The 21,713-nt window shown below is 64.6% G+C and carries 18 protein-coding genes and 6 pseudogenes; 10 read left to right on the top strand and 14 right to left on the bottom strand.

Annotated elements, in window-relative coordinates; translation table 11 throughout:
• The first annotated feature begins 161 nt into the window (after window positions 1-161).
• Window positions 162-2,213 (top strand): annotated as a pseudogene (gene glgX / locus ACF2JD_RS10740) (glycogen debranching protein GlgX).
• Window positions 2,214-2,282: 69 nt separating this feature from the next.
• On the opposite strand, the pseudogene ACF2JD_RS10745 reads toward glgX, so the two are convergent.
• The 4 genes and pseudogenes from ACF2JD_RS10745 to ACF2JD_RS10760 all read right to left on the bottom strand — a co-directional run bounded on the left by ACF2JD_RS10745 (window position 2,283) and on the right by ACF2JD_RS10760 (window position 5,992).
• Window positions 2,283-2,999, bottom strand: a pseudogene (locus ACF2JD_RS10745) (hypothetical protein).
• 209 nt (window positions 3,000-3,208) lie between these two features.
• Window positions 3,209-4,843, bottom strand: a complete 1,635-nt coding sequence (locus tag ACF2JD_RS10750) for an ATP-dependent endonuclease (RefSeq protein WP_440987389.1) — start codon at window positions 4,841-4,843, stop codon at window positions 3,209-3,211.
• A gap of 76 nt (window positions 4,844-4,919) precedes the next feature.
• Window positions 4,920-5,042 (bottom strand): hypothetical protein, encoded by a 123-nt coding sequence (locus ACF2JD_RS10755; RefSeq protein ID WP_262110571.1) that lies wholly within the window; start codon window positions 5,040-5,042, stop codon window positions 4,920-4,922.
• Window positions 5,043-5,104: 62 nt separating this feature from the next.
• Window positions 5,105-5,992, bottom strand: coding sequence for a helix-turn-helix domain-containing protein (locus ACF2JD_RS10760; protein ID WP_139434330.1), 888 nt, complete (start codon window positions 5,990-5,992; stop codon window positions 5,105-5,107).
• Between the two features lie 157 nt (window positions 5,993-6,149).
• Between ACF2JD_RS10760 and ACF2JD_RS10765 the strand changes: the two genes are divergently transcribed.
• Both ACF2JD_RS10765 and ACF2JD_RS10770 read left to right on the top strand, forming a co-directional pair.
• Window positions 6,150-7,067: an EamA family transporter gene (locus ACF2JD_RS10765; protein ID WP_440987390.1), complete on the top strand. Its 918-nt coding sequence runs from the start codon at window positions 6,150-6,152 to the stop codon at window positions 7,065-7,067.
• A gap of 52 nt (window positions 7,068-7,119) precedes the next feature.
• A complete protein-coding gene (locus tag ACF2JD_RS10770) occupies window positions 7,120-8,055 on the top strand; it encodes a LysR substrate-binding domain-containing protein (protein WP_440987391.1) in 936 nt (311 codons plus the stop codon).
• A gap of 7 nt (window positions 8,056-8,062) precedes the next feature.
• On the opposite strand, the pseudogene ACF2JD_RS10775 reads toward ACF2JD_RS10770, so the two are convergent.
• From ACF2JD_RS10775 to ACF2JD_RS10790, 4 genes and pseudogenes are all read right to left on the bottom strand, one after another.
• Window positions 8,063-8,841 (bottom strand): annotated as a pseudogene (locus ACF2JD_RS10775) (TSUP family transporter).
• A gap of 154 nt (window positions 8,842-8,995) precedes the next feature.
• Entirely contained in the window at window positions 8,996-9,775 is a 780-nt protein-coding gene (locus tag ACF2JD_RS10780; RefSeq protein ID WP_394293646.1) for a tRNA-uridine aminocarboxypropyltransferase, read from the bottom strand.
• Between the two features lie 142 nt (window positions 9,776-9,917).
• Window positions 9,918-10,964: a D-alanine--D-alanine ligase gene (locus tag ACF2JD_RS10785; protein ID WP_440987392.1), complete on the bottom strand. Its 1,047-nt coding sequence runs from the start codon at window positions 10,962-10,964 to the stop codon at window positions 9,918-9,920.
• 212 nt (window positions 10,965-11,176) lie between these two features.
• A complete protein-coding gene (locus ACF2JD_RS10790; RefSeq protein WP_213345061.1) occupies window positions 11,177-11,785 on the bottom strand; it encodes a 2OG-Fe(II) oxygenase in 609 nt (202 codons plus the stop codon).
• 209 nt (window positions 11,786-11,994) lie between these two features.
• Between ACF2JD_RS10790 and ACF2JD_RS10795 the strand changes: the two genes are divergently transcribed.
• Complete coding sequence (locus ACF2JD_RS10795) at window positions 11,995-12,471, top strand: glutathione peroxidase (RefSeq protein ID WP_440987393.1); 477 nt, start codon at window positions 11,995-11,997, stop codon at window positions 12,469-12,471.
• A 277-nt stretch (window positions 12,472-12,748) separates the two neighbouring features.
• Window positions 12,749-14,143 (top strand): DEAD/DEAH box helicase, encoded by a 1,395-nt coding sequence (locus ACF2JD_RS10800; protein ID WP_440987394.1) that lies wholly within the window; start codon window positions 12,749-12,751, stop codon window positions 14,141-14,143.
• A 73-nt stretch (window positions 14,144-14,216) separates the two neighbouring features.
• On the opposite strand, the gene ACF2JD_RS10805 is transcribed toward ACF2JD_RS10800, so the two are convergent.
• The 4 genes from ACF2JD_RS10805 to ACF2JD_RS10820 form a co-directional block, all read right to left on the bottom strand.
• Window positions 14,217-14,657: an acetyltransferase gene (locus ACF2JD_RS10805; protein ID WP_440987395.1), complete on the bottom strand. Its 441-nt coding sequence runs from the start codon at window positions 14,655-14,657 to the stop codon at window positions 14,217-14,219.
• A 58-nt stretch (window positions 14,658-14,715) separates the two neighbouring features.
• Window positions 14,716-15,177: a GNAT family N-acetyltransferase gene (locus tag ACF2JD_RS10810; protein WP_440987396.1), complete on the bottom strand. Its 462-nt coding sequence runs from the start codon at window positions 15,175-15,177 to the stop codon at window positions 14,716-14,718.
• A 35-nt stretch (window positions 15,178-15,212) separates the two neighbouring features.
• On the bottom strand, window positions 15,213-15,545 hold the full coding sequence (locus tag ACF2JD_RS10815; protein ID WP_440987397.1) for a YnfA family protein: 333 nt from the start codon (window positions 15,543-15,545) through the stop codon (window positions 15,213-15,215).
• Between the two features lie 134 nt (window positions 15,546-15,679).
• Entirely contained in the window at window positions 15,680-16,525 is an 846-nt protein-coding gene (locus ACF2JD_RS10820) for a DUF5718 family protein (RefSeq protein WP_440987398.1), read from the bottom strand.
• A gap of 270 nt (window positions 16,526-16,795) precedes the next feature.
• Here ACF2JD_RS10820 and ACF2JD_RS10825 point away from each other — a divergent pair, with 270 nt between their 5' ends.
• The 5 genes and pseudogenes from ACF2JD_RS10825 to ACF2JD_RS10845 form a co-directional block, all read left to right on the top strand.
• Entirely contained in the window at window positions 16,796-17,368 is a 573-nt protein-coding gene (locus tag ACF2JD_RS10825; RefSeq protein WP_408863676.1) for a class IV adenylate cyclase, read from the top strand.
• Window positions 17,365-17,757: an NUDIX hydrolase gene (locus ACF2JD_RS10830; RefSeq protein WP_408863677.1), complete on the top strand. Its 393-nt coding sequence runs from the start codon at window positions 17,365-17,367 to the stop codon at window positions 17,755-17,757. The genes ACF2JD_RS10825 and ACF2JD_RS10830 overlap by 4 nt, the downstream gene beginning before the upstream one ends.
• A 115-nt stretch (window positions 17,758-17,872) precedes the next feature.
• Window positions 17,873-18,415 (top strand): annotated as a pseudogene (locus tag ACF2JD_RS10835) (N-acetyltransferase family protein).
• Window positions 18,416-18,556: 141 nt separating this feature from the next.
• Window positions 18,557-19,481: pseudogene (locus ACF2JD_RS10840) on the top strand (iron-containing alcohol dehydrogenase).
• Between the two features lie 56 nt (window positions 19,482-19,537).
• Window positions 19,538-19,724 (top strand): annotated as a pseudogene (locus ACF2JD_RS10845) (hypothetical protein); the annotation flags it as partial.
• 4 nt (window positions 19,725-19,728) lie between these two features.
• On the opposite strand, the gene pdxY reads toward ACF2JD_RS10845, so the two are convergent.
• Complete coding sequence (gene pdxY / locus ACF2JD_RS10850) at window positions 19,729-20,604, bottom strand: pyridoxal kinase PdxY (protein WP_234690853.1); 876 nt, start codon at window positions 20,602-20,604, stop codon at window positions 19,729-19,731.
• A 335-nt stretch (window positions 20,605-20,939) separates the two neighbouring features.
• Window positions 20,940-21,695, bottom strand: a complete 756-nt coding sequence (locus tag ACF2JD_RS10855) for a DUF429 domain-containing protein (RefSeq protein ID WP_440987399.1) — start codon at window positions 21,693-21,695, stop codon at window positions 20,940-20,942.
• Window positions 21,696-21,713 lie beyond the last annotated feature (18 nt).

The following is a 21,713-nucleotide window of genomic DNA, read 5'->3' on the forward strand; positions in this document are numbered from 1 at the left end:
TTGCAAGTAAATATCTCAAAAAAAGTTTATTCGTAGATTAATCGGCACAAATCGCAGGAATTTGCAACATCAGCGCTGATTTTTCAGACAAGCAGGTTTGGGGCCAGCTCCGCGCACTACACTCAGATGGTTTGTAACTCCTCGTTTTGGGTAGGTTTATCATGCGCATCTCCGCCGGTCATTGCCGTCAATTGGGGGCCACACCCGACACACGGCGTCAACTTCGCCATCTGGGCTCGCCTCGCCAGCCGGGTCGAACTGCTGCTGTTCGCCAGCGCCGACGACGCCACCCGGAGGTGATCCCCTCTCCCCCGCCTCAACCGCACCGCCTACTACTGGCACATCCATATAGAGGGCATCGAGCTCGGTCAACGTTATGCCTATCGCATCCAGGGCCCCTGGCGCCCACTACGGCACCCGCTTCGATGCGGACAAGGTGCTGCTGGACCCGTATGGCCGCAGCATCGAGCTGGGTGCCAACTACGATCGCTGGGCGGCGGCCCGCCCCGGCAGCAACCTGGCGGAGTGTGCCAAGAACCGGGTGGTCGACACCCGCCACTACGACTGGGAAGGGACAAGCTGCCCGCCCACTCCCTCTCCCGCTCGGTGATCTACGAGCTGCATCTGGGGGGCTTTACCAAGTCACCCGAGCTCAGGGGTCGACCCCGCGCTGCGCGGCACCTACCTCGGCCTCATCGAGAAGATCCCCTATCTGCAATCCCTCGGCGTCACCGCCGTCGAGCTGCTGCCGGTGTTCCAGTTCGATCCTCAGGACTCCCCCAGGGGGACTCTCCAACTACTGGGGTTACAGCCCCATGTCGTTTTTTGCCCCCCACGCCCAGTACGCCTGCGGCGATGATCCCCTGACCGAGTTTCGCGACATGGTCAAGGCGCTGCACCGGGCCAATATCGAGGTGATCCTGGACGTGGTCTACAACCACACCGCCGAAGGGGGATGATGGCCCCACCTTCTCGTTTCGCGGCATCGACAACGAGGCCTACTACATCCTCGACGCCAACCAGAAGGACACCAACTATTCGGGCTGCGGCAACACCTTCAACGGCGCCCACCCGGTGGTGCTGCGCATGATCATGGACAGCCTCCACTTCTGGCGCCAGGAGATGCACGTGGACGGCTTTCGTTTCGATCTGGCGGCCATTCTGTCACGGGATGAATCGGGCCAGCCCCAGGCCAATGCGCCGACCCTGCGCACCATCGATACCGATCCCGCATCGCCGACATCAAGCTGATTGCCGAAGCCTGGGATGCAGGGGGGCTCTATCAGGTGGGGCCTGGCCGGCGCCCGCTGGCGTGAGTGGAACGGCCAGTTCAGGGATGATGTGCGCCGCTTTCTGCGCGGGGATGACAATGCGGTGATGCCCTTCGTGGAGCGGCTGTGCGGCAGCCCGGACATCTACCACTACCATCACGCCGATCCGGAGAAGAGCATCAACTTCGTCACCTGCCACGACGGCTTCACCCTGTGGGACTGGGCCAGCTACAACGGCAAGCACAACGACGCCAACGGCGAGCAGAACCGGATGGCTGCGATCACAACTTCAGCTGGAACCACGGCCAGGAGGGGCCGAGCGAGGATCCCCAGATCAACGCCCTGCGCCTGCGGCAGGCCAAGAACATGATGGTGGCCACCCTGCTCTCGGTGGGCTCCCCCATGCTGCTGATGGGGGACGAGCTGCTGCGCACCCAGCACGGCAACAACAACGGCTACTGCCAGGACAACGACACCTGCTGGATGCAGTGGCAGCCCGACGCCATGGGCCAGGAGATGTTCCGCTTCATGAAGGAGCTGATCCAGTATCGCAAGCACCTGTTCCAGCGCCCGGAGCAGGAGAGCATGCCGCTGTCGCTGACCGAGATCCTGCGCCACAGCGAGATCTGCTGGCACGGGGTCAACGCCGCCCAGCCGGACTTCAGCCCCCACTCCCACGCCATCGCCATGTCGGCCCTGTCGAGCGAAACCCGGCTGGCCCTCTACGTGCTGTTCAACGCCTACTGGGAGCCCCTCACCTTCAACCTGCCAAGCCCCCCCAAGGGAGTCGGCGGCTACTGGCGCCGGATCCTCGATACCGCCCTGCCCTCGCCCGAGGACATCAGCACCTTCGGCATGCCGCTGGAGGGGCTGACCCGGGAGTACCTGGCCCAGCCGCGCAGCAGTTGCCTCTTCATCTGCGGCGCCGACGACTTCTACTAAGGGACGGCTTGCGGCCAGCAAAAAGCCCACCCCGGCAACCGGGGTGGGCTTTGTCATGACGCCAGTCTGTCAGGCCAGCTGGTGCAGCACGCTGGTCGCCGCAAGCTGGGCGATGATGAGACCGCACAGGGCGGTGGAGACCACCACCGGGGCCGTCTCCTGCTGGCGATAGAGCGGGCTGAACCAGAGCAGCAAGGCCGCGATCAGCAGGGCAGCCTGGGTCAGCACGCCGGGGATCAGGGCATCGAGGCTGGCGTCTTCCCTTGCCAGCCCACCAGCACCGCCAGCCAGAGCAGACTCAGGATGGCGGCCACCAGCCCGGCCAGCGGCAGCAGGGTATTGAACGCCTGCAGGCGGTGACGGGCCCGCAGCAGCATCAGATGGGCAAAGGCCGCCCCCAGCAGCACCATCTGCAGCAGGCCGCCGAGCCAGCCCTGGATCTGCAGCAAGCCGATGCCATAGACCAGCAGCGGCATGGCCGGCAGCCAGAACAGCGTGGCGGGAATGGCGCGCTTGCCCTCCAGCCGGACTGGGCCAGCGACAGCACCACCCCCAGATCAGGGCGGCAGCACCACTCCAGATCAGCCAGTCGGCCGCCTTGGCCTCCACCGCCAGCATCAGGGAGAGGCCGGTGATCACCCAGACCGAGAAGAGCTGGGTGGTGATCCGCGAGCGCTGGCCCGGGCAGAGATCACCGCGCCAGAGCACCAGAGCCAGGGCGATGAGGGCCCCCAGCGCCATCAGGCCGGTCAGGGGAAAGAGCCAAAAAGGGAGTTGGACGAACATGACGCCTCCAGCAGCAAGGATTCAGAACGCGCCGATGGGCGCCGGATGAAGGGGCCGAGTATACCCAAAGCCGCCGCCATCCCCAATCCCTGCCGGGAGCGCGGCCGCCATTGACCACTAGCGATCAGACGCCGGCAACGGGCGCCGGCCGCCTTGCCTGCCAAGATGCCAAGGCCCTCGTCATCCGCTGCGGCCCGGGCCGGCAGCGGTCAGCCCTGGCCGCGGGCCAGCGCCACCACCCGGGCGAACATCTGGCGCAGCACCGGCGGAATGTGTTCGCTGCCCAGGCGCTCCGCCTCCTCCACCACGGCCAGGGCCAGGCCGGGCTTGCTGCGGTGATGGATGGCCTTGGAGATGATGCGCCCGGCGTTGAGGGTGGAGCGCCCCCCGACCCCGGCCTCGCGCCGAAACACCGCCTCGAATCCGTTGTGGTAGAGGTAGTGCTCTATGTCCGCCGAGGGCAACTGGGTGATCCTGTCCCGCTCCCGCTCCCCCTTGAGCAGGGAGCGGGCGGAGCTTGCGTACTTGGCGCCCGCCTCGTCGCCGTCGGTGAGCAGGTGCCACTCAATGCCAAAGTCGCGGGCCACCTTGATGAGGGGGGCCTGGCCACACTGGGCGAACTCTATGATGCGCACCCCTTCCGCCCTCAGGCTGTAGCCGCAGATCTGGGCGAGCTCGGAGAGCAGCCAGATCTCTGTCTCCCCCTCCACCAACAACCAGCAGCGGGCAAACATCGACATGGGTCTGTTGATCCGCACGTGGAAGGCTATTTTGCGCAAGTCGTCGCTGCTGTAGCGCTCCCCCCCCAGCTGATGGCAGAGGATGTCATGCTGGCGGCGCACCAGGCGGCGCACCTGGTTGAGTGGCAGGGAAGAGAGCAGATCCCCCGAGTTGGTGGTGAGCAACTTCTGGCCGGGCAACTGCTCGAGCAGGCCCCAGGCCAGCGCCAGCATGGTGGGATGCAGGCGGCTCTCTGGATCTTCCAGCATCAGTATGGGCCTGGCCCCCTCCTCCAACTCCCGGTTGCCGCGGGCATGGAGCAGCATGGCGGCCATGCCTGCCATGGCCAGTTGCAGGGCCCGGTTGTCCGCACTGCGCAGCAGCACCTGCAAGTTGCCGGGGTTGCGCAGGGTCATGGGTCGATTGACGATCTCCCGCTGGCTGCGGGGCTTGTGCTTGATGGGGGCCAGGGCGCTGAAGTAGTGCTCCATCAACTGCTGCACCGCCTGCAGCGCCTCCTTGAGCTCGGGCTCACCGATGCGCTGGGGCTCGTCGGTCAGCTTGCCGGCGAGCTCCCCGAGCCGCTGCTCGGAGAGATCGTCCCAGGGCAGCTGCTCTATGCCGTCGCGGGCGGTACGGGCATCCCGCAGCCGGAACACAGGGTTCATGGTGATGAGCAGGCGCACCAGCTCCGCGTTGTTGTCGATGGCCAGGCTCTTGCCGATGCCGTCGAGAAAGTCATGGGTGCTCTGCACGCTGCCATCGTCCAGCAGCTCGGCGCTGGCGCGATAGTGGATACGGTGGAACTTGTCCCTGTGGGGGATCCAGGCCGCGCCAAGGCGCGCCAATCGGCGGGAGTGCTGGCACATCTGGGGGCGGTACTCGCTGAAGGTGAGCACCAGTTGCAGGGTGCGCGATGGGCTCAGCTCAGGGTCTTCGGGCTGATGGAAATCATCGCGACTGAATTGATAGGGTTCGGCATCCCCCAGCAGGCACCAGAGGGCACGCAGCAGGCTGGACTTGCCCCAGGCGTTCTCACCGATGAGAACAGTGGTGTGATCCAGCCCGAGCGAGAGCCGATTTATCCCGCGAAAACCTTTGACTTCAATGCGTTCCAGAAACATGCGGCCATATCCAGTCCATCCTGATGGCGCAATAGTGGCAAAGTTGCCGGGAAAATCCTATCGGGTCTTGGGGTTTTCAGCGGGAACTGTGAGGCACTACGGGTTCGGGAGGGGTGGGCAGGCAGGCGCGATCCTGAGGGGCATTCCAGTGGCTGAACCAGAGGTGGCGGGTGCGGGTCTGACGTTTGCGATGATTCAATGGGCATTCCTTTTTATGGGTAAGTGGTAGAGGGTACACCTCTTTCGCCCAGAGTCTCAGCGTTATCTGTGACAGGAGAATGACAATTGGGCGCGCCACTGCCCCGGGCTCAGGCCGAAGGCCTCCCGAAAACGATTGCCAAAATGGGCCTGGGAGGAGAAGCCGCACTGGGCGGCAATGCTGGCCAGGGGATCGCTTCCCGCCAGCAACTGTTTGGCCCGCTGGAGCCTGAGCCCCTGCAGGTAGCGATGGGGCGGGCAACCCAGGCTCTGGCCGAACATGCGGGCGAAGTGATATTCGCTCAGGCCCGCCTCCCGGGCGAGTTCGCTCAGGGTGACGGGCTCGGCCAGGTGGGCCAGCAGATACTCCTGCACCCGCCGGATCACCGCCGGGGCCAGGCCGCCCCGCACCTCGGGGAGCCCAGGCGCCTCCCGGGTATGGTGACGATAGGCATGGAGCATCAGCATCCAGGCGCCGTGGGAGAGCGCCATGCGATCGACCCCGTGCTGCCAGTCCAGCTTCATCAGCTGTGCCTGCACCAGGGCTGCGGCCTGGGGATCCTCGATGAAGGTCTTGTCCTGCAACACCAGATGGCGCCCCTCCTTGTCGCACACCTGTTCGGCGATGCGGCAGAGGTGCTCGGGGGTGAAGTAGAGGTGGAAGAAGCGAAACTCCTCGCGCACCAGCCATTCGGATCTGTGGTGATCCGGCATGATGCACACCTTGCCGGTGCCGCCGTGGCCGCCGGGACCGTCGAGGCGCTCGGTCTGCTCGCCCCCCTGCAGATAGACGCTGATGGTGTGGTGACCCGGCTTGTGGTAGCGGGTCTGATCGTAGCGGTTGCGCCAGCTGGCCACCCCGAGCCCGGGCTCCAGCCAGCAGGAGTCCTCCAGCCGTGCCCCCGTGCTGACCAGGGCATCGAACACCCCCGCCTGTCGTCTCTGCTGCACCTGTCTGCCTCATCCTTGTTCCCGTGCCGACATCTTATCGCGGCGGCTCGCCAAGCGCTGCAGGCGGCCACAAAAAACCGCAAGATGGTGCAAGCCAGCTCACGCCATCAGGCCCATGCTGATCCCCATGTCACTCCCCTTTTGCCCGGATCCGCTTATGAACCTCCTGCTGTATGTTTCCACCGTCCTCATCTGGGGCAGTACCTGGATCGCCATCGCCTGGCAGCTCGGCCCCATTCCCATCGAGGTCTCTGTGCTCTACCGCTTCGCCCTGGCGGCGCTGGCACTCTTTGCCATGCTCACGTTAAGCGGCAAGTTCCCGCGCCTGCCCTGGGCGGGTCAGCGTTATGCGGCCCTGCTCGGCGCCCTGCTCTTCTCCACCAACTTTCTCTGCTTCTACCACGCCACCCTCTACATCCCGAGCGGCCTGTCGGCGGTGATCTTCGCCAGCGCCAGCATCTTCAACGGCCTCAACCTCTGGCTGTTCGAGGGCAAGCGCCCCGGCATGCGCTGGTTGCAGGGGTCGCTGCTGGGACTCATGGGCACACTGCTGCTGTTCTGGCCCGTGCTGGCGGATGCGCAACTGGGTGCAAACGGCTGGAAGGGGCTGCTGTTTGCCTGTGCGGGAACCCTCTGCTTCTCCCTCGGGAACCTTGTCTCGGCTCGCGGCCAGCGCCAGGGCTATCAGGTGTTGCAGATGGTGCCCTGGGGCATGGTGTACGGGGTAGTGCTGCTGCTGGGCTGGGTCATGGTGCTGGGTCAATCCCTGACCCTGCCGACCGAGCCCCGCTACCTCGCGGCCATGGTCTATCTGGCCATCTTCGGCTCCGTCATCGCCTTCACCGCCTACCTCACCCTGGTGGGGCGCATCGGCGCCAGCAAGGCGGCCTATGCCACTGTGCTGTTTCCCCTGGTGGCGCTGAGCCTCTCCACCCTCTATGAGGGTTTCGTCTGGCAGACGGTCTCCATCCTGGGTGTGGTGGTGAGCCTTATCGGCAACCTGGTGATCTTCGCCCCGCCCGTCAAGACGTGGCGCTGGCCGCTGTCACGGGTGACAGACGGGACTTGCCCCTGATGCCACCAGCCCCTAAGGTAACCCCTCCCAACAGAGGTTGAACGGAGGAAGCATGTTACTGGAAGGGCTGGAGACACTCTGCCTGCTGGCGAGCGAGGGCACCATGGCCAAGGTCGCGAGCCGCCTCTATATCAGCCAGTCGGCGGTGAGCAAGCGCATCACCCAGCTGGAGCAGCGCCTTGGCAAGCGGCTCATCGAGCCGGATGGCCGCCAGACTCGCCTCACCCCCCAGGCCCGGGAGCTGCTCGCCCGGGTGGCCCCGAGCCTGGCGGAGATGAAGGGGGTGCTGGCGGACAGCCAGACCCTAACCGACCAGACCCCCCTGCCCGTCGCCTGTTCCGAGACCCTGCTGGCGGGCTACCTCGCACGCTTCATGCACGACTACCTTGAGCAAGATCCTCACCTTGCCCTCTCCACTCACCACACCCCGGTGATACTGACGCGGGTGCGCGGTGGCGATGCCCTGCTCGGCATCTGCGCCGGCCGGCTGCCCCCCGGCCACGGCCTCTGTGCCGAGCTGCTGCTGGAGGAGCCCTTCTATCTGGTGGGGGACGATCAGGAGACGGCGGCGCAGCCGGATCACAGGGGTACCTCGCCAGACAGGGCGAATGGCAAGCCGTTGACACAAAGAGATCTGGGTGAGGAAACCCTGGTGCAGGAGAAGGTGCGCAAGATCCTGACCATGGATCTGGAGAACCCCTCCAACCGCTATCTGCGGGATCCCCTGGCCGCGCTCGGGCTGGTGCCGGCCATGGAGCTCGACTCCTACCTGGCGCTGATCGAGCTGGCCAAGGCGGGCATAGGCCCGGTGCTGCTGCCGGCCGGTCTGCTGGCCCTGGTGGGGGATCAGGGGAAACGGGCGCGCGCCCTGCCTGGGCTGGCGCGCCCGCTGCACCTGGTCTATCGCCCGAGCAGCCTCAAGCGGGCGCGGATCCAGCGCCTGGTCGAGGGGATCCGGGCCCACTTCGCCCGGGTGAGCCAAGGCTAGAAATGACTCAGACGAGCCAGCTGAACAGCTCGGGGTACTGACTCCACACCAGCTTGGCGGACATCACCAGGGAGACGGTCACCAGCAGCGGCTTGATGAGCTTCACCCCCTTCTTCAACACCAGTTTGGAACCGAAACGGGCCCCGATGAACTGGCCCAGTGCCATGCAGAAGCCCACGCTCCACACCACCTTGCCGCCGAGGGCAAAGAACAGCAGGGAGGCGATGTTGGAGGTGAAGTTGAGCAGCTTGGTGTGGGCAGTGGCTCTGGCCATGCCAAAGCCTGCCAGGGCCACGAAACCGATGGCGAAGAAGGAGCCGGTGCCGGGGCCGAAGAAGCCGTCATAGAAACCGACCCCGCCCCCCACCAGCAAAGCGAACAGCATGGGGGTGAGACGGCGTTGGCTCTCCGCATCGCTCACCCGGGGGAGAAATAGAAGTAGCAGGCGAACGCCATCAGCAGGAAGGGCAGGAGGCGCTCCAGGATGGCGGCGTCTATGGTCTGCACCGCCAGGGTGCCGATGGCCGCACCGATGAAGGTGCAGATGACCGCCGGCCAGATGATGGCCCACTCCAGCAGCCCCTTGCGGGCATAGAACCAGGTGGCGGAGAAGGAGCCGAAACTGCTCTGCAGCTTGTTGGTGCCGAGCACCAGGGCGGGCGGCATGCCGGTGGCAAGCAGGGCCGGCACCGTCAGCAGGCCGCCGCCCCCGGCGATGGCGTCGATAAAGCCGGCGATAAGGGCGACCCCGAACAGGGCAACCAGGGTGAGCAGTTCCAGTTCCATCCATAAACCTCGTGTGGTGCGGCCACCCGCGGCAATCCCGGGTGTCCTGTTTGAGCACAATGCAGGTCGCTATCCTAACGGGGGCGGGCTCATGAGGCTAACGAAACAATGGCAGCCAACTGATTCCTGATTTTCATCAGTCTACCCCAGTGGCTCAGGCGGCGTCCGATCCCTGTAGGAGAGGGTCAGCCAGTCCAGCGCCCTCCCCCTTGATCGCCTCCAGGGCCTGCAACAGCGAGGTCTCGTCCTCGCCGGGCGCCCGACTCACTCTGCCCGCCATATAGCGGCTGCTGAACAGATTGAACCAATGTTGCAACGCCTGGCCTGCCTGCAGCTCACCGGCTACTTCCAGCACGCAGGCCGCCACCTCGGCGGTGCACAGGTGCTCATCGCAGTGGGCGACCCGCATGCCATAGGTGGAGAGCGCGTCCGGCCGCACCGACAGCACGGGGAAGCCATCCAGATAGGGGCTCATGTTGAACATCTTGCGCGCTTCGGGCCAGGTGCCGTCCAGCAGGATGAAGAGCGGCTTCTTGCCAGGGGCCAGGGCCACCCGCTCGGTCACCCGGGCCGGGTTCTTCTCGCAGGCGGGGAACACCACATAGGGCTGCCAGGCGGGATCCGCCAGCAAGGCCAGCAGCTCGGGATGGGGCTGGGTGCGTTTCCAGAGAAAGGCCCAGGTGGTCTGGGGCAAGACATCGGCGATGAGACGGCCGGTGTTGGAGGGCTTCATGGGTTCGCTGTCATACATCAACAGGCAAAAGCCCGCCTCGGCCTTGAGCTCGGGGCGCCACTCGCAGGCACACCAGGCATGACGCAGCTGGCAGGCCTCGCAGCGGGGCACGCTGCCGCCACGGGCGAGAAAGGGACGGGTAGAGATGCTCTTGCGCCAGATGCGCAGGCGGTTGACGGCATGATCAGGGATGGGCTTCATGGGGCGCGGCTCGGCGACAGGGTCTGCGGGAAAAAGGGGGCAGATTGTAGCGAGCGCGCCATGGGGCTGCAAGGCTCCCGAGGGGGAGCACTGTGAGACCAGGGTACACCCGGGGCAACTCGCCGGATAAGCGCGGCGGCCCCTATGACAGAGGGGCCTGCAGGCCCCTCTTTATCATCTTCTGCATGGGGCCGCGACTCAGGGCCTCTTTGCGCAGGATCTGCTCGAGGAAGGCAGCGAAGCTGTGACCGTGATGCTCCAGCAGTTTCGGGAACATGGAGATGGAGGTCATGCCCGGGAAGGTGTTGATCTCGTTCAGCAGTATCTCGCCATCCTCGGTCAGGAAGAAGTCGATACGCGACAGATGGGTCAACTTCAGCTGACGGAAGGCCTTGAGGGAGTAGGCATGGATGGCGTCAGACTGAGCCTGGGTCAAGCCTTCTGCCTTGAGCGCCGTCTCGGTGTGGCTGGCGCTGCTGTACTTCTCTTCATAGGTGTAGAACTTGTCCTGCGGCACGCAGATCTCCCCGGGATAGGTGGCCACCAGCTCGTCACCGTACTGGTAGACAGCCACTTCCAGCTCGCGGGGCTTGACCGCTTTTTCGATCAGCACCTGCTCGGAGTAACCGAAGGCGTCCTTGATCCCCTGCAGCAGCTCCGCTTCGTTGCTGGCGGAGTAGCAGCCCACGGATGACCCTTGCGAGGCGGCCTTGATAAATACCTTGCCCCACTTGGCCAGCGCGGCTTTCGCCTCGGCGAGTGCCTCGTCGCCCTGCTCGGTCAAAAACAGATAGGGGGTGTTGGGAATGCCGATGGCGGAGAGCCACAGCTTGGTGCTGATCTTGTTGAAGCAGATCTTGCTCGCCTCGGCATCGCACCCCAGATAGGGCAGGCCCGCCAGCTCGAGGAAGGATTGCAGATCGCCGGTCTCACCCGGATAGCCGTGGATGCAGGGCACCACGTAATCCACCGGACGGGCCACGCTGTCAAAGGAGAGCAGCTTGTCCAGCCCCAGCTTGCACTCGCGGCCGTCGGCACTGAGCCAGCGGTCGGCGAACATCTCGACCCGGGTCACTTCGACCCCAGGCAGGAGACCGAGCTGTTGTTCGAGGAAATTGGCACTGCGCAGAGAGACTTCGTGCTCGGCGCCACCGCCGCCGCACAGCAGCAAGACATGCATGTTCTTCATTAGATGTGATCCCTTGGGAGAAGCGGCTTCGTCATGGCCGGGGAAAATCCGGCTGCGCGACCTGCGCACCAAACAACGGGCGAAGCCAGATACGAACATAAGTGCGGCCAGTGTAGCAAGGGAGAGGAAGCCTTGTCAGCCGATGGGGCCGCCATCCCCCCATCCTGGCCCGTAAAAAGAGGCGCCTGTGTCAAAAACGGGACGAAACGGACTCAGCGAGGGGGGTCTACCCGCCCGGCACCATTGCCATTGACCCGAAACCAGCCGGCGATGCTGTAGCGCTCCTCGCTCGCGGGCAGCACCTCGTGGGGAAACTCCTCCGACAGGAAGAGCACCAGCCGCCCTCCCTTGGGGGAGACATCCATCAGAAACTGTTCGTCGTTGTCATAGACCCGCAACACGCCGCCCGCCTGGGGCTGCCAGCCGTTGTTCAAGTAGAACACCGAGGTGAGACGGCGGTTGGAGCGCCCGGCAAAGGCGTCGCGGTGAGTCGCATAGAAGTCGCCGCTGCGGTAGCGGGCGAAGTGGGCCTCGTAGTCAAACAGCCCCAGCATCAGGTTGCGATTGGCCGCCAGACGAAGGGACTCCATGCGGGCCAGATAGTCGGCCACGGGGGCGCCCAGGGAGGGATCCAGCCAGTGGATCTGATCACGGCGGATCGCCGGATTGCCCTGATGCAGCCCCTCCCGCCCTATCCCCGCAGGTTGCCACTCCCCCGGCAGGCAGGCCCGCAAGGCATCCACCTCGGAGGCGGTTAAGAAATCATCCACAATCACCCATCCCCGGGTGTAAATGGCATCCATGACGGCTTGATAGTCCAAGATTGACTCGCAGCGAGTGGAGAGAGTGCGCTTTGTAGCGACTTCCCCCCCTGGGCACAAACCGGATTGCTTCTCTTGAGAAGTCCCGCCATCAATAAGGGCCCGGCCCCAGGCGCCGATTTCCCCTTGCCCCGCAGCCCCTGGCCCGCTAACGTGAAAACAAGGCCCGAATCGGGTCTCCCTCTGCATCCATGACCCAGGAGAGCGCCATGCCCTTGCCCACTATCCCCCTGCAACGACTCGATGGCAGCGAGTTTCCTGGTGACGCCCTGCAAGGGAAGGTCCTGCTGGTAGTCAACGTGGCCAGCCGCTGCGGCTTCACCCCCCAATACACAGGGCTGGAGGCGCTTCATCGCCAATTTGGTGAGCAGGGCCTGGTGATCCTGGGCTTCCCCTGCGATCAGTTCGGCCACCAGGAGCCCGGGGATGCCGAGGAGATAGCCCGCTTCTGCTCGCTGGATTACCCGGTGAGCTTCCCCCTGATGGCCAAGTGCGAGGTCAACGGCGAGCAGGCCCACCCCTTCTATCGCTGGCTCAAGCAGCAAAAGCCCGGGCTGCTCGGGAGCGAGGCCATTAAGTGGAACTTCACCAAGTTCCTGCTCGACCGGGATGGCCGGGTGGTGGACCGCTTCGCCCCCCAGACCAAACCCGAGGATCTGGCGGAGGCCATCCAGGGGCTGCTGTGAGCCGGGCACCCCGGGCGAAGAACGGCCATGGCCCCTCTTCCATCGGACTCGGCGCGCCCCCTTTGTGCTCCGGGTCCTCATTCGTGACGCCGTTACTGCGTGCCTGCGTCACTTCTGCTATATTACGCGCCCATTATCTTTTTCGTGTCGTAGCGCCCGCGGGACGGGCCTGAAGGGATCAGGCCATGCCCTGACCCGCTACCCACCTTCTTCCATGTCGTGACGGGCCCAGGCTGTCGTCACCCGTTGAGCCCAAGGCTCGGAGTTTCTCTCGAACATGTCATTCAATGAACTGGGTCTGTCACCGCACATCTTGCGGGCCGTCAAGGAGCTGGGTTACGAACAACCCACCCCCATACAGCAGCAAGCCATCCCGGCCATTCTGGCCGGTCAGGACGTGCTGGGCGGCGCCCAGACAGGCACAGGCAAGACCGCCGGTTTCACCCTGCCCATGTTGCACCGTCTGCTGGCCAACCACGGCCGTGGCGGTCGCCGTCAGGTCCGCGCCCTGGTGCTGACCCCGACCCGGGAGCTCGCCGCCCAGGTGGGCGAGAGCATCATCAAGTACGCCCATCATCTGCCGTTCCGCACCCTGATCGCCTATGGCGGCGTCAGCATCAAGCCGAACCTGGACGCCATCAAGCTCGGGGTCGACATCCTGGTCGCCACCCCGGGCCGCCTGCTGGATCTGCTGACCCAGGGGGCGCTCACCCTGAGCTCCCTGGAAGTGCTGGTGCTGGATGAAGCGGACAGAATGCTCGACATGGGCTTCATCACCGACATTCGCCGCATCATGAAGGCGCTGCCGGACGAGCGGCAGACCCTGCTCTTCTCCGCCACCTTCTCGAATGACATCAAGGCGTTGGCAGATGATCTGCTCAACGACCCCACCCTGATCGAGGTGGATCCCAGCAACACTGCCGCCGATCAGGTGACCCAGCGCGTCATCCAGGTCGACCGGGAACGCCGCCGCGAGATGCTCTCCCACATGATCGGCCGTGGCAACTGGCAGCGGGTGCTGGTGTTCGTGCGTACCAAGCAGATCGCCGACCGCCTCGCCCAGCAGATGCAAAAAGATGGCCTCAATACCGTCGCCATTCACGGCGACAAGAGCCAGGGTGCCCGCAACCGGGCGCTGGCCGATTTCCGCGAGGGCAAGGTGCGGGTGCTGGTCGCCACCGATATCGCCGCTCGCGGCCTGGACATCGATCAGCTGCCCCACGTGATCAACTTCGAGCTGCCCCAGATGGCGGAGGATTACATCCACCGCATCGGCCGCACCGGTCGCGCCGGCCGTGGCGGCGAGGCCATCTCCCTGGTGAGCCAGGACGAGCTGGGCCAGCTCAAGGATATCGAGGCCCTGATCGGCCAATCCCTGACAGTGGAGATCCTGGAAGGGTACGAGCCGAGCGGCAAGCCGAGCCGCCAGACCCTGCCAGGCAGCAAGCCGGTGCAAAACCCACCCCGTGACCGCGGCCATGCCAACGCCAAGAGCAACAATGCCAAAGGCAAGCCTGACGGGGCCAAAGGCAAGGCCAAAGGGGACGGCCCCAAGAAGCCGGCTCCGGCCCGCAAGCGTGAGGTCGTGGGGGAAGACATCGGCTTCACCCCCATGCGCCGCCTGCCCAAGGCCCAGCGCGATGACTATCAGGACAACTCCAGCGAGGAGTAAGGCAAGCTGTTGCCGACCTGACACAAAAAACCGCCCACTTCACGAGGGCGGTTTTTTTTATGCTCTGTCGCCCCTACTCGGCGGCCAGGGCCATGTGCAGCAGGGGATAGGGCTTGCCCTGGCCATCCAGGGGAGAGCGCCCCGTCACCCCGAAACCCAGGTGCTGATAGAAGCCGAGGGCCTGGGCATTCTGCTCGTTTACGTCCACCCTTCTCGCCCCTTGCCGCTGGATGGCGTGGGCCACCAGCAGGCGGCCGACCCCGCGTCCTCTCGCCTCGGGGGCGATGAAGAGCATCTCGATGTTGCCATCGTGTACACCGCAGAAACCGGCTATCTCCCCCTCTTCTCCCCTGGCGCAGACCAGATCCACGGCCGCAAAATAGTGCTCCAGGATCAGGGGCTTGAGGGCGGTGATGTCCGCCTCTTGCAGGAAGTGATGGGTGGCGCGCACCGAGGCTTCCCAGAGGGTGATCAGTGTCCGGTAATCCCCGGCGTCCGCTTGTTCAATCTTCATGATTCATGACTCAATCTGTGGTGAAAGGACCAATGCCGGGCCCAGGGGCCGGGCGCCGTCAGGGAGTTGCCCTGGCCTCGGCCTGCTTGATGACAAAGCCCTTCTCTATGCCGGCCTTGAAGCCCAGCTTTTCGTACAGGCGATGGGCCCCTTCGCGCCCCTCCCCCGACAGCAGCATCACCTTGTAGCAATCCAGCTCCCAGGCCAGGGTCAGGGCCTGTGCCAATAGCTGCTGGCTCAGGCCCTGTCGCCGAAACGCAGAGGCCGTCACCACGTGTTCTATGATGCCGAACGGCCTGCCGCCGTTGGTCAGGGTCGGGATCACCCCGAGCTGGCAGGTGGCGGCCAGCTGGCCCTCCACCTCGGCCACCAGGAGTCGTACTTCGGGCTCGGCCAGCAGTCGCCTCAGCGCCTCCCTCGCCACCGACGGCGCCAGCACGGGATCATTGGGCCTGAGCTCGGCGTAAAGACTGAGCAGGCCCGCCAGATCCTGCTCCCTGCACTCTCTGATCACCACCATGGCAACCCTCCTGATCTTCTGTGCTCCCCGGCGCCCTATGCGGATCTGGGGGCAAACATGATGATGGTCATGCCCGTCAGGGCGACCCCTGAACCGACCCAGTCCCACACAGTGGGTCTGATGCCATCCACCGCCCAGAGCCAGAGGATGGCCACGAAGATATAGACGCCCCCATAGGCGGCATAGACACGGCCGGCGGCGGTCGGATGCAGGGAGAGCAGCCAGGCAAAGAGGGCGAGACTCAGGCCCGCCGGCAGCAGCAACCAGGCGCTCCGCCCCTGGGTCAGCCACAGGTAGGGCAGATAGCAGCCGACGATCTCGGCCAGCGCGGTGATCAGAAACAGCCCGATCGTTTTGAACTCCAGCATCATGGGTCTCTAGCAAGGGTGTAACAAGAGCTGAATGTTAAAACAACGCATTGGGTTATGTAAGCACGGCGGCGGCGCAGGCCAGGAGGAAGGGAGGGCAAACCTTCCCCCACGGGCGTGGGGGAAGGAAGGGGTCAACGGACCCTGACTGCCTGGAGCAGGGCAGAGACATCCGGGCCAAAGGTTCGGCTGCGGATGGCCTCGCGAATATCCGCTTCGCCGTAGCGGCTGGCCGGGTAGACCACCACGCAGGCGGTGTCGCCGGGCGCGAGGAAATGAGTCTCGCCGAAGGGGGTGTAGCGGGTGGCGCCTATGCTGATGAGGGCGTGGGCCGGACGCCCCGCCTGGGCCAGCAGCCCCTGGATATGCTCGGCCGGGCCTTCATCCTGCTGATGGTTGAACTTGTCGATGGCCCAGTCGAGCAGCTGCTGATGGAAGTAGCTGTAATCCACCGCCGCGCTGTCAACCCCATAGGGGTGCAGCTCGCCATCGCGCTCCAGATAGCAGGCGATGCGATAGTCGTCGAGCTCGCAACCCGGGGCAAAATGGCCGAGGGGCAGCAGAGTGGCCGCCAGCCCCTTGCTCTCCTCCCCCCAGTTCTTCTTCTCGCTGATCTTTCTGGCGTTGGGACGGCGGATGGAGCAGTCGTTGTAGGCGCCAAACGCCTTGGGATGTATGGCCACCACCTGCTCCCCGTCGTACGCCAGCTCGCACCAGAGCGCCACTTCGGGTTCGATTTGCACCTTCTCGTCGCCGCTCACCGCCGCCTCGGGCAGGAAGATGGCCTCGCCGCTCAATGGGAAGACGCCGAGCTGGCCCGGATGGCCTGGCACATAGAAGGGGAACAGCGCCTTGGGGGCAACCTTGTCCGCGACCTTGACGGCGACGAAGTCCGCCGCCTCGCCGGCCTGCTCCAGATGGCCGGCGAAGTTGCCCGCCACCCCCAATCCGATAAAGCGGTTCAATTCAGTGATCTGCATCTGTGGCTCCATTGGCGCGGCCCGGGCCGCCGCCTCGTTGTCTATGTTCAAGGCGGCAGGGCTACCGCCAAAGAGGGAGCTTATTAGAGCACAGCCCCCTGACGGCGCCCAGTCGCCCCGCCACAAGCTGTGCACCAGGGCGGATTTTCCCTCACCATATGGTCATAAAGAGAGCAGTCAGCGCCAAGCTGTGATCCCGGTGCTTGGGCGAGCCCCGCGCTTTTGCTAGTCTGCCCCATTCATTTTCCGTTTGGGTGCCGGTGCCGAGCCATGACCACACATTTTCAGGGTCGCTTCGAGGTGGAGTTCAAATACCGCCTGACGGATAGCGCGGCCTTCCTGCGTGCCCTCGAGGCCCTCGGCCCCGAGCTGATGGTGGCGGACAATCATGAGCAGGACTGCTACTTCGACACGGCGGACCGCGCCCTGGCGAGGGAGCAGAAGAGCCTGGTGATCCGCACCATGGCGCCCTCCGGCATCCGGCTCTGGATAGTCAAGGGTCCCGGGCCCGATCGCTGCGAGGCGGTCAACATCACGGATGCGGACAAGGCCATCAGCATGGTGCGCACCCTGGGCTACCAGCAGGTGCTGACCATCGACAAACGCCGCAGCATCTACTTTCTTGGCCCCTTCCACCTGACCCTGGACAGCCTGGCCGGGATAGGGGATTTTGCCGAGCTCGCCATCATGACCGACGAGGAGGCCGCGCTGCCCGTTTACCGGGAGCAGTTGCTGGCGCTGGCCGCCCGGCTGGGGCTCTGCCCCGAGATGCGGGAAGCCCGCTCCTATCGCACCCTGTGCGAGCAGTCAGCCCACCTTCGACAAGAGGAATCAGCCCCATGATCGACAAACTCGCCTGGCTCACCTTCAAGGAGGGGCAACTGCTCTGTGCCCGCTCCCACGGCAAGGACCTCTACTACATCCCCGGCGGCAAGCGTGAGCCGGGGGAGAGCGACGAGGCAGCCCTGGTGCGGGAGATAGCGGAAGAGCTGGCGGTCAGTCTCAAGCCCGAGACCCTGCGCCTCGCCTGCGAGTTCAGCGCCCAGGCCGACGGCAAGCCGCAAGGGGTAGAAGTCAGGCTGCGCTGCTACACAGGGGAGGCTGACGGCAGCCCCACCGCCTCGGCGGAGATCGCCGAGCTGCGCTGGCTGGACAGCCGCCATCTGAACGAGGTCTCCCCTGTCTCCCGCCTGCTGTTCCAGTGGCTGGCTGAGCAGGGGCTGATCCGCTAGAAAACTGGCTCGTGGGCAGGCTTCCAGCCCCGCCGCAGTGAGACTGGCTGACAGAGCAAGATTGAACCGTTAATCCCGAATGGATTGGCAATTGGATACAAGAAGAGGAGTTTCAATGGAGATCCTTGAGGTCGATAGCAGCAGAGGCATCAAGCCTGCGTTGATCACCCTGCTGCAAGACAGCGTCGCCAGCGGCGCGTCGGTGGGCTTTACCACCGCTGACCGAAGAGCAGGGGCTCGCTACTGGCAGGGCATAGAGAGCGGAGCTGGCCGCGGGCAGTCGCCGGCTGTGGGTGGCCCTTGAGCAGCAACAGATAGTCGGTGCAATTCAGCTCGCGCTCTGTGGCAAGGCCAATGGTCGTCACCGGGCCGAAGTGGAAAAATTGATGGTACTGCAAACGGCGAGAGGCAAAGGTGTCGGTCGTGCGCTGATGCAGGCAATGGAACAAGGCGCCCATGCCGCGGCCGCAGCCTGCTGGTGCTCGATACTCGCGCCGGCGATGTGGCCTCCCACCTTTATCGCCAGCTCGGCTATCAGGAGGCGGGCCAGATCCCGAGCTTTGCACGCAACGCCGATGGCACCCTTGCAACAGTGCGCCCTCCCCATGGAGGGCGCGTTCCCTTACCCCTCAAGCGTTCAGGGAAACAATCAAAGTAGCATCAAGATTAATTTTGAGTCTGCTATAGCCCCATTTGCATATGATTGTTCCTTCACCTCACCCTAGACGAGGCGTACGCGCGGCGGAAAGACCCGTTTGCATACCAAACGGATACTGCTCACTACCTTGAGGAATACTGCATGCCTATCCTGCCTCGTACCGTCACCTCCCCCAAGAAGTTCATCATCGGCCACGATCTGCTGCCCCAACTCCATGATCACGTAAAAGATTTCGGCGACAACGCCCTGCTCGTCAGCGACGAGTTCATTCTGGAGCGAGTGCGGAGGAGGCGCTGGCCGGCCTGCTGCAGGCAGGTCTGAAGGGGGCGGTCGAGAAGTTCAACTACGAATGCACCGACATCGAGATCCGCCGCCGTGCGATCTGGCGAACAACAGGCGACGTCATCGTCGGCATCGGCGGCGGCAAGACCCTGGATGTCGCCAAGGCGGTGGCCTTTTACCTGCGCCGCCCCCTTCCCACCATCGCCTCCAGAGACGGATCTACAAAGGAGCCATGCCCCAGAACCCGGATGATCGCCGACACCGCCATCATGGAAGTCGCCCGCGCCTGTTACCGGGCGGACGGCATCCTGGTGGGCAAGCGCCCCTCCCGCATCGAGCTGCTGGGGGAGAACATCAGGCTGCCGCCACCTTCACCACCCCGGCGCTGGAGCAGCAGGCATTCGAGCGGCGTGGGCGCAGCGGGGCGGCCCTGCGGCAGCCCATGCGGTCAACAACGGCATGTCGGTGGTGGCGGATCTGCACCGGGCCCAGCACGGCGAGAAGGTGGTGTTCGGCCTGCTCACCCAGCTGGTACTCGAGCGCGCGCCCCAGGCCGAGCTGGACGAAGTGATGCGCATCATCCACGCCGGCCATGACCCTGCAGGAGATGGGGCTGAGCCGTTTCGTGGAGAGCGAGTGGCGCCAGGTGGCCAAACTTGCCTGCGATCCCCTCGATACCATGGGCAACATGCCGATGAGCGTCAGCGAGCAGGATGTCTACCACGCCATGATCGCGGCCAATGCCATGGCCGAGCGCTACCGGGCCCGCCACCCACGCGCCTGATCGGCACTCAGGCAAAGGATCACAGCGACAAGGCCGGCCCCAGCGGCTGGCCTTGTCACGACCAGGGCTTTGGGACAAGGAGCGGCTCCCCCCGGTACCAGGAGTGGAAGGCGCTGCTCCATCACTTCTACGACCCCTTCGCCCACTGTGGAGCATTTTCAGGCCGTACAGTACCAGCAGTGGAGCATTTTCAGGCCGTACATCCTTGATCAGCCCAGGATGAACTTGGCCGATCAGGGTTGAGGCATCACGCCACCTCGCCTGCCAGGCGCTCGGCCCTGTGTGCGATCCGCGGCTCGGCGAAGTCGGCCTGGGCCGCGATCAGCTGCAACTCGTAGGCATCCGCCTGCCAGGTCTGGCGCAGCACTTCATCGACAGCGGCGTTGGTGCGCTCGAAGGCGGCCACCGCATCAAATCCGGCCTGCAGGTTGGCCAGCATCAGGGCGCTGATGAGATCCCCCACCCCCACCGGCTGGCGGGCAAACGGGTAGAGCGGCCGCGCGATGAGATAATCCCCCTGCGGGGTGGCCAGCAGCATCTCGAAACGGCCTGGATCACTGGCGGCGCGCCCCAGGTGCTTGACCAGCACCATCTTGACGCCGCTTTCCAGCAGCTGGTGAGCGGCTGCGCGAGTCTGGGCCAGGGTCGTCAGATGGACGCCGCACAGGGTCTCCAGCTCCAGCAGGTTGGGGGCCATGATGTCCGCCACCGGCAGCGCCTGCTCGGTGAGGAAGCGGGTCACGCCGGGGGCGACTATGCACCCCTTCTCCGGGTGGCCCATGACGGGATCGCAAAAATAGATGGCCGCCGGATTGGCCGCCTTGACGGCCGCGACCACCGCCAGGATCTCGTTCCCCTGCTCCGCCGATCCCAGGTAGCCGCTCAGCACCGCATCGCAGCGCCCCAGCACCTCGATATCCATCAGCCCCTGACAGAGAGCACTGATATGACCGGCAGGCATCGCCATTCCCTGCCATCCCGCCGCGTACTGGGTGTGATTGGAAAACTGCACCGTATTGACGGGCCACACCTCCATGCCGAGACGGCGCATGGGGAAGACGGCGGCGCTGTTGCCGGCACAGCCAAATACCACGTGGGACTGGATAGAGAGAATGCGTTTCATCGACACCACCACTGAAGAAGCATGAGGAAAGCGGGCAATATATCGGATGCAGAGCGGGCTCTGCCAGCGATTCCCGGCAACCCTCGCCATTTATGCGGCAAAAAGCCCATTCAATGGAGTGTTACACCAACTTCCCCCCACGTCTGCTCAACCAGGCAAGCCAAGACCACCTCTGTTTCGTCGGTGTGATATGGGCTCTCCACACTCCTGTTTGATGGCATATGAGAGCATTTTTAATACAAGGTGGCGGATGGCAGGAGGAAGCGTCGAGGAAGAACTGCGAGGCGCGACGGCAGGCAAGCCGGGGCCGACGCCCCGGGCTTTGTACTTAAGGCTTAAGGCCTGACGAAGTGATAGACCCAGCCTTCGTCCAGGGGGAAATCGGAGGGCGCAGAGACAAGTGCCGGCAGGGAGGCGACGGCCCCTCCGGCTGCGTATTGCAGCGCCATCAGGGCGCAGAGGGCGGCGTCGTAACGATCCGTCCCGGCCACCACATCAGCTGGCAAGAAGGCTACTATCTCCGCCCTGGCCGGTGAGGCCTTGCCTGCTACCTTGGCAAGAGCCGGATAGACCTCCAGCACGGCGCGATCGGCGTGGGGCTCCAGCCTGGGCACAAGCTGCAGATCCCCGAGACGCGGCAAGATGGAGAGCGCCAGGGTGGCGTTGTTGCCTAGCCTGTCGAAGGTGGCCGACAACGGCTTCTTGCCGTATTGCTGATGCAGCCAGCGCTCGCAGTCCCGATAGGCATAGGGGTTATCTATCTCCCGCTGGGGCACGGCGCACTCGACTCCCCTCCCCGCCAGCAGATCGCCGAGGGCACGGGGAAAGGCCAGCGGGGCATCGATGCCGAGCGCCAGTCGCGGGCAGGCCAGCACCTGCATCAGCGCCATCTCGTCTTGCAGCGCCGGGCGCAGCAAGGCGTCCAGATCCGGCGCCACCCGGGAGCTCAACCTGAACAGGGGGGAGACCCCGAGCCAGTGCAACTGCTGCGTGCGGGCCTGCCAGCCCACCACGGCCACCGCCTGGGCATTGCCCTGCCAGCCCCTCACATCCCAACCGATGCCGATGGCATCCAAATGTTCCGTTGTCATGCCCCTGTCACCTCTGCG

This window comes from Aeromonas ichthyocola (assembly GCF_046087985.1).
GTDB classification, from domain to species: domain Bacteria; phylum Pseudomonadota; class Gammaproteobacteria; order Enterobacterales; family Aeromonadaceae; genus Aeromonas; species Aeromonas rivipollensis.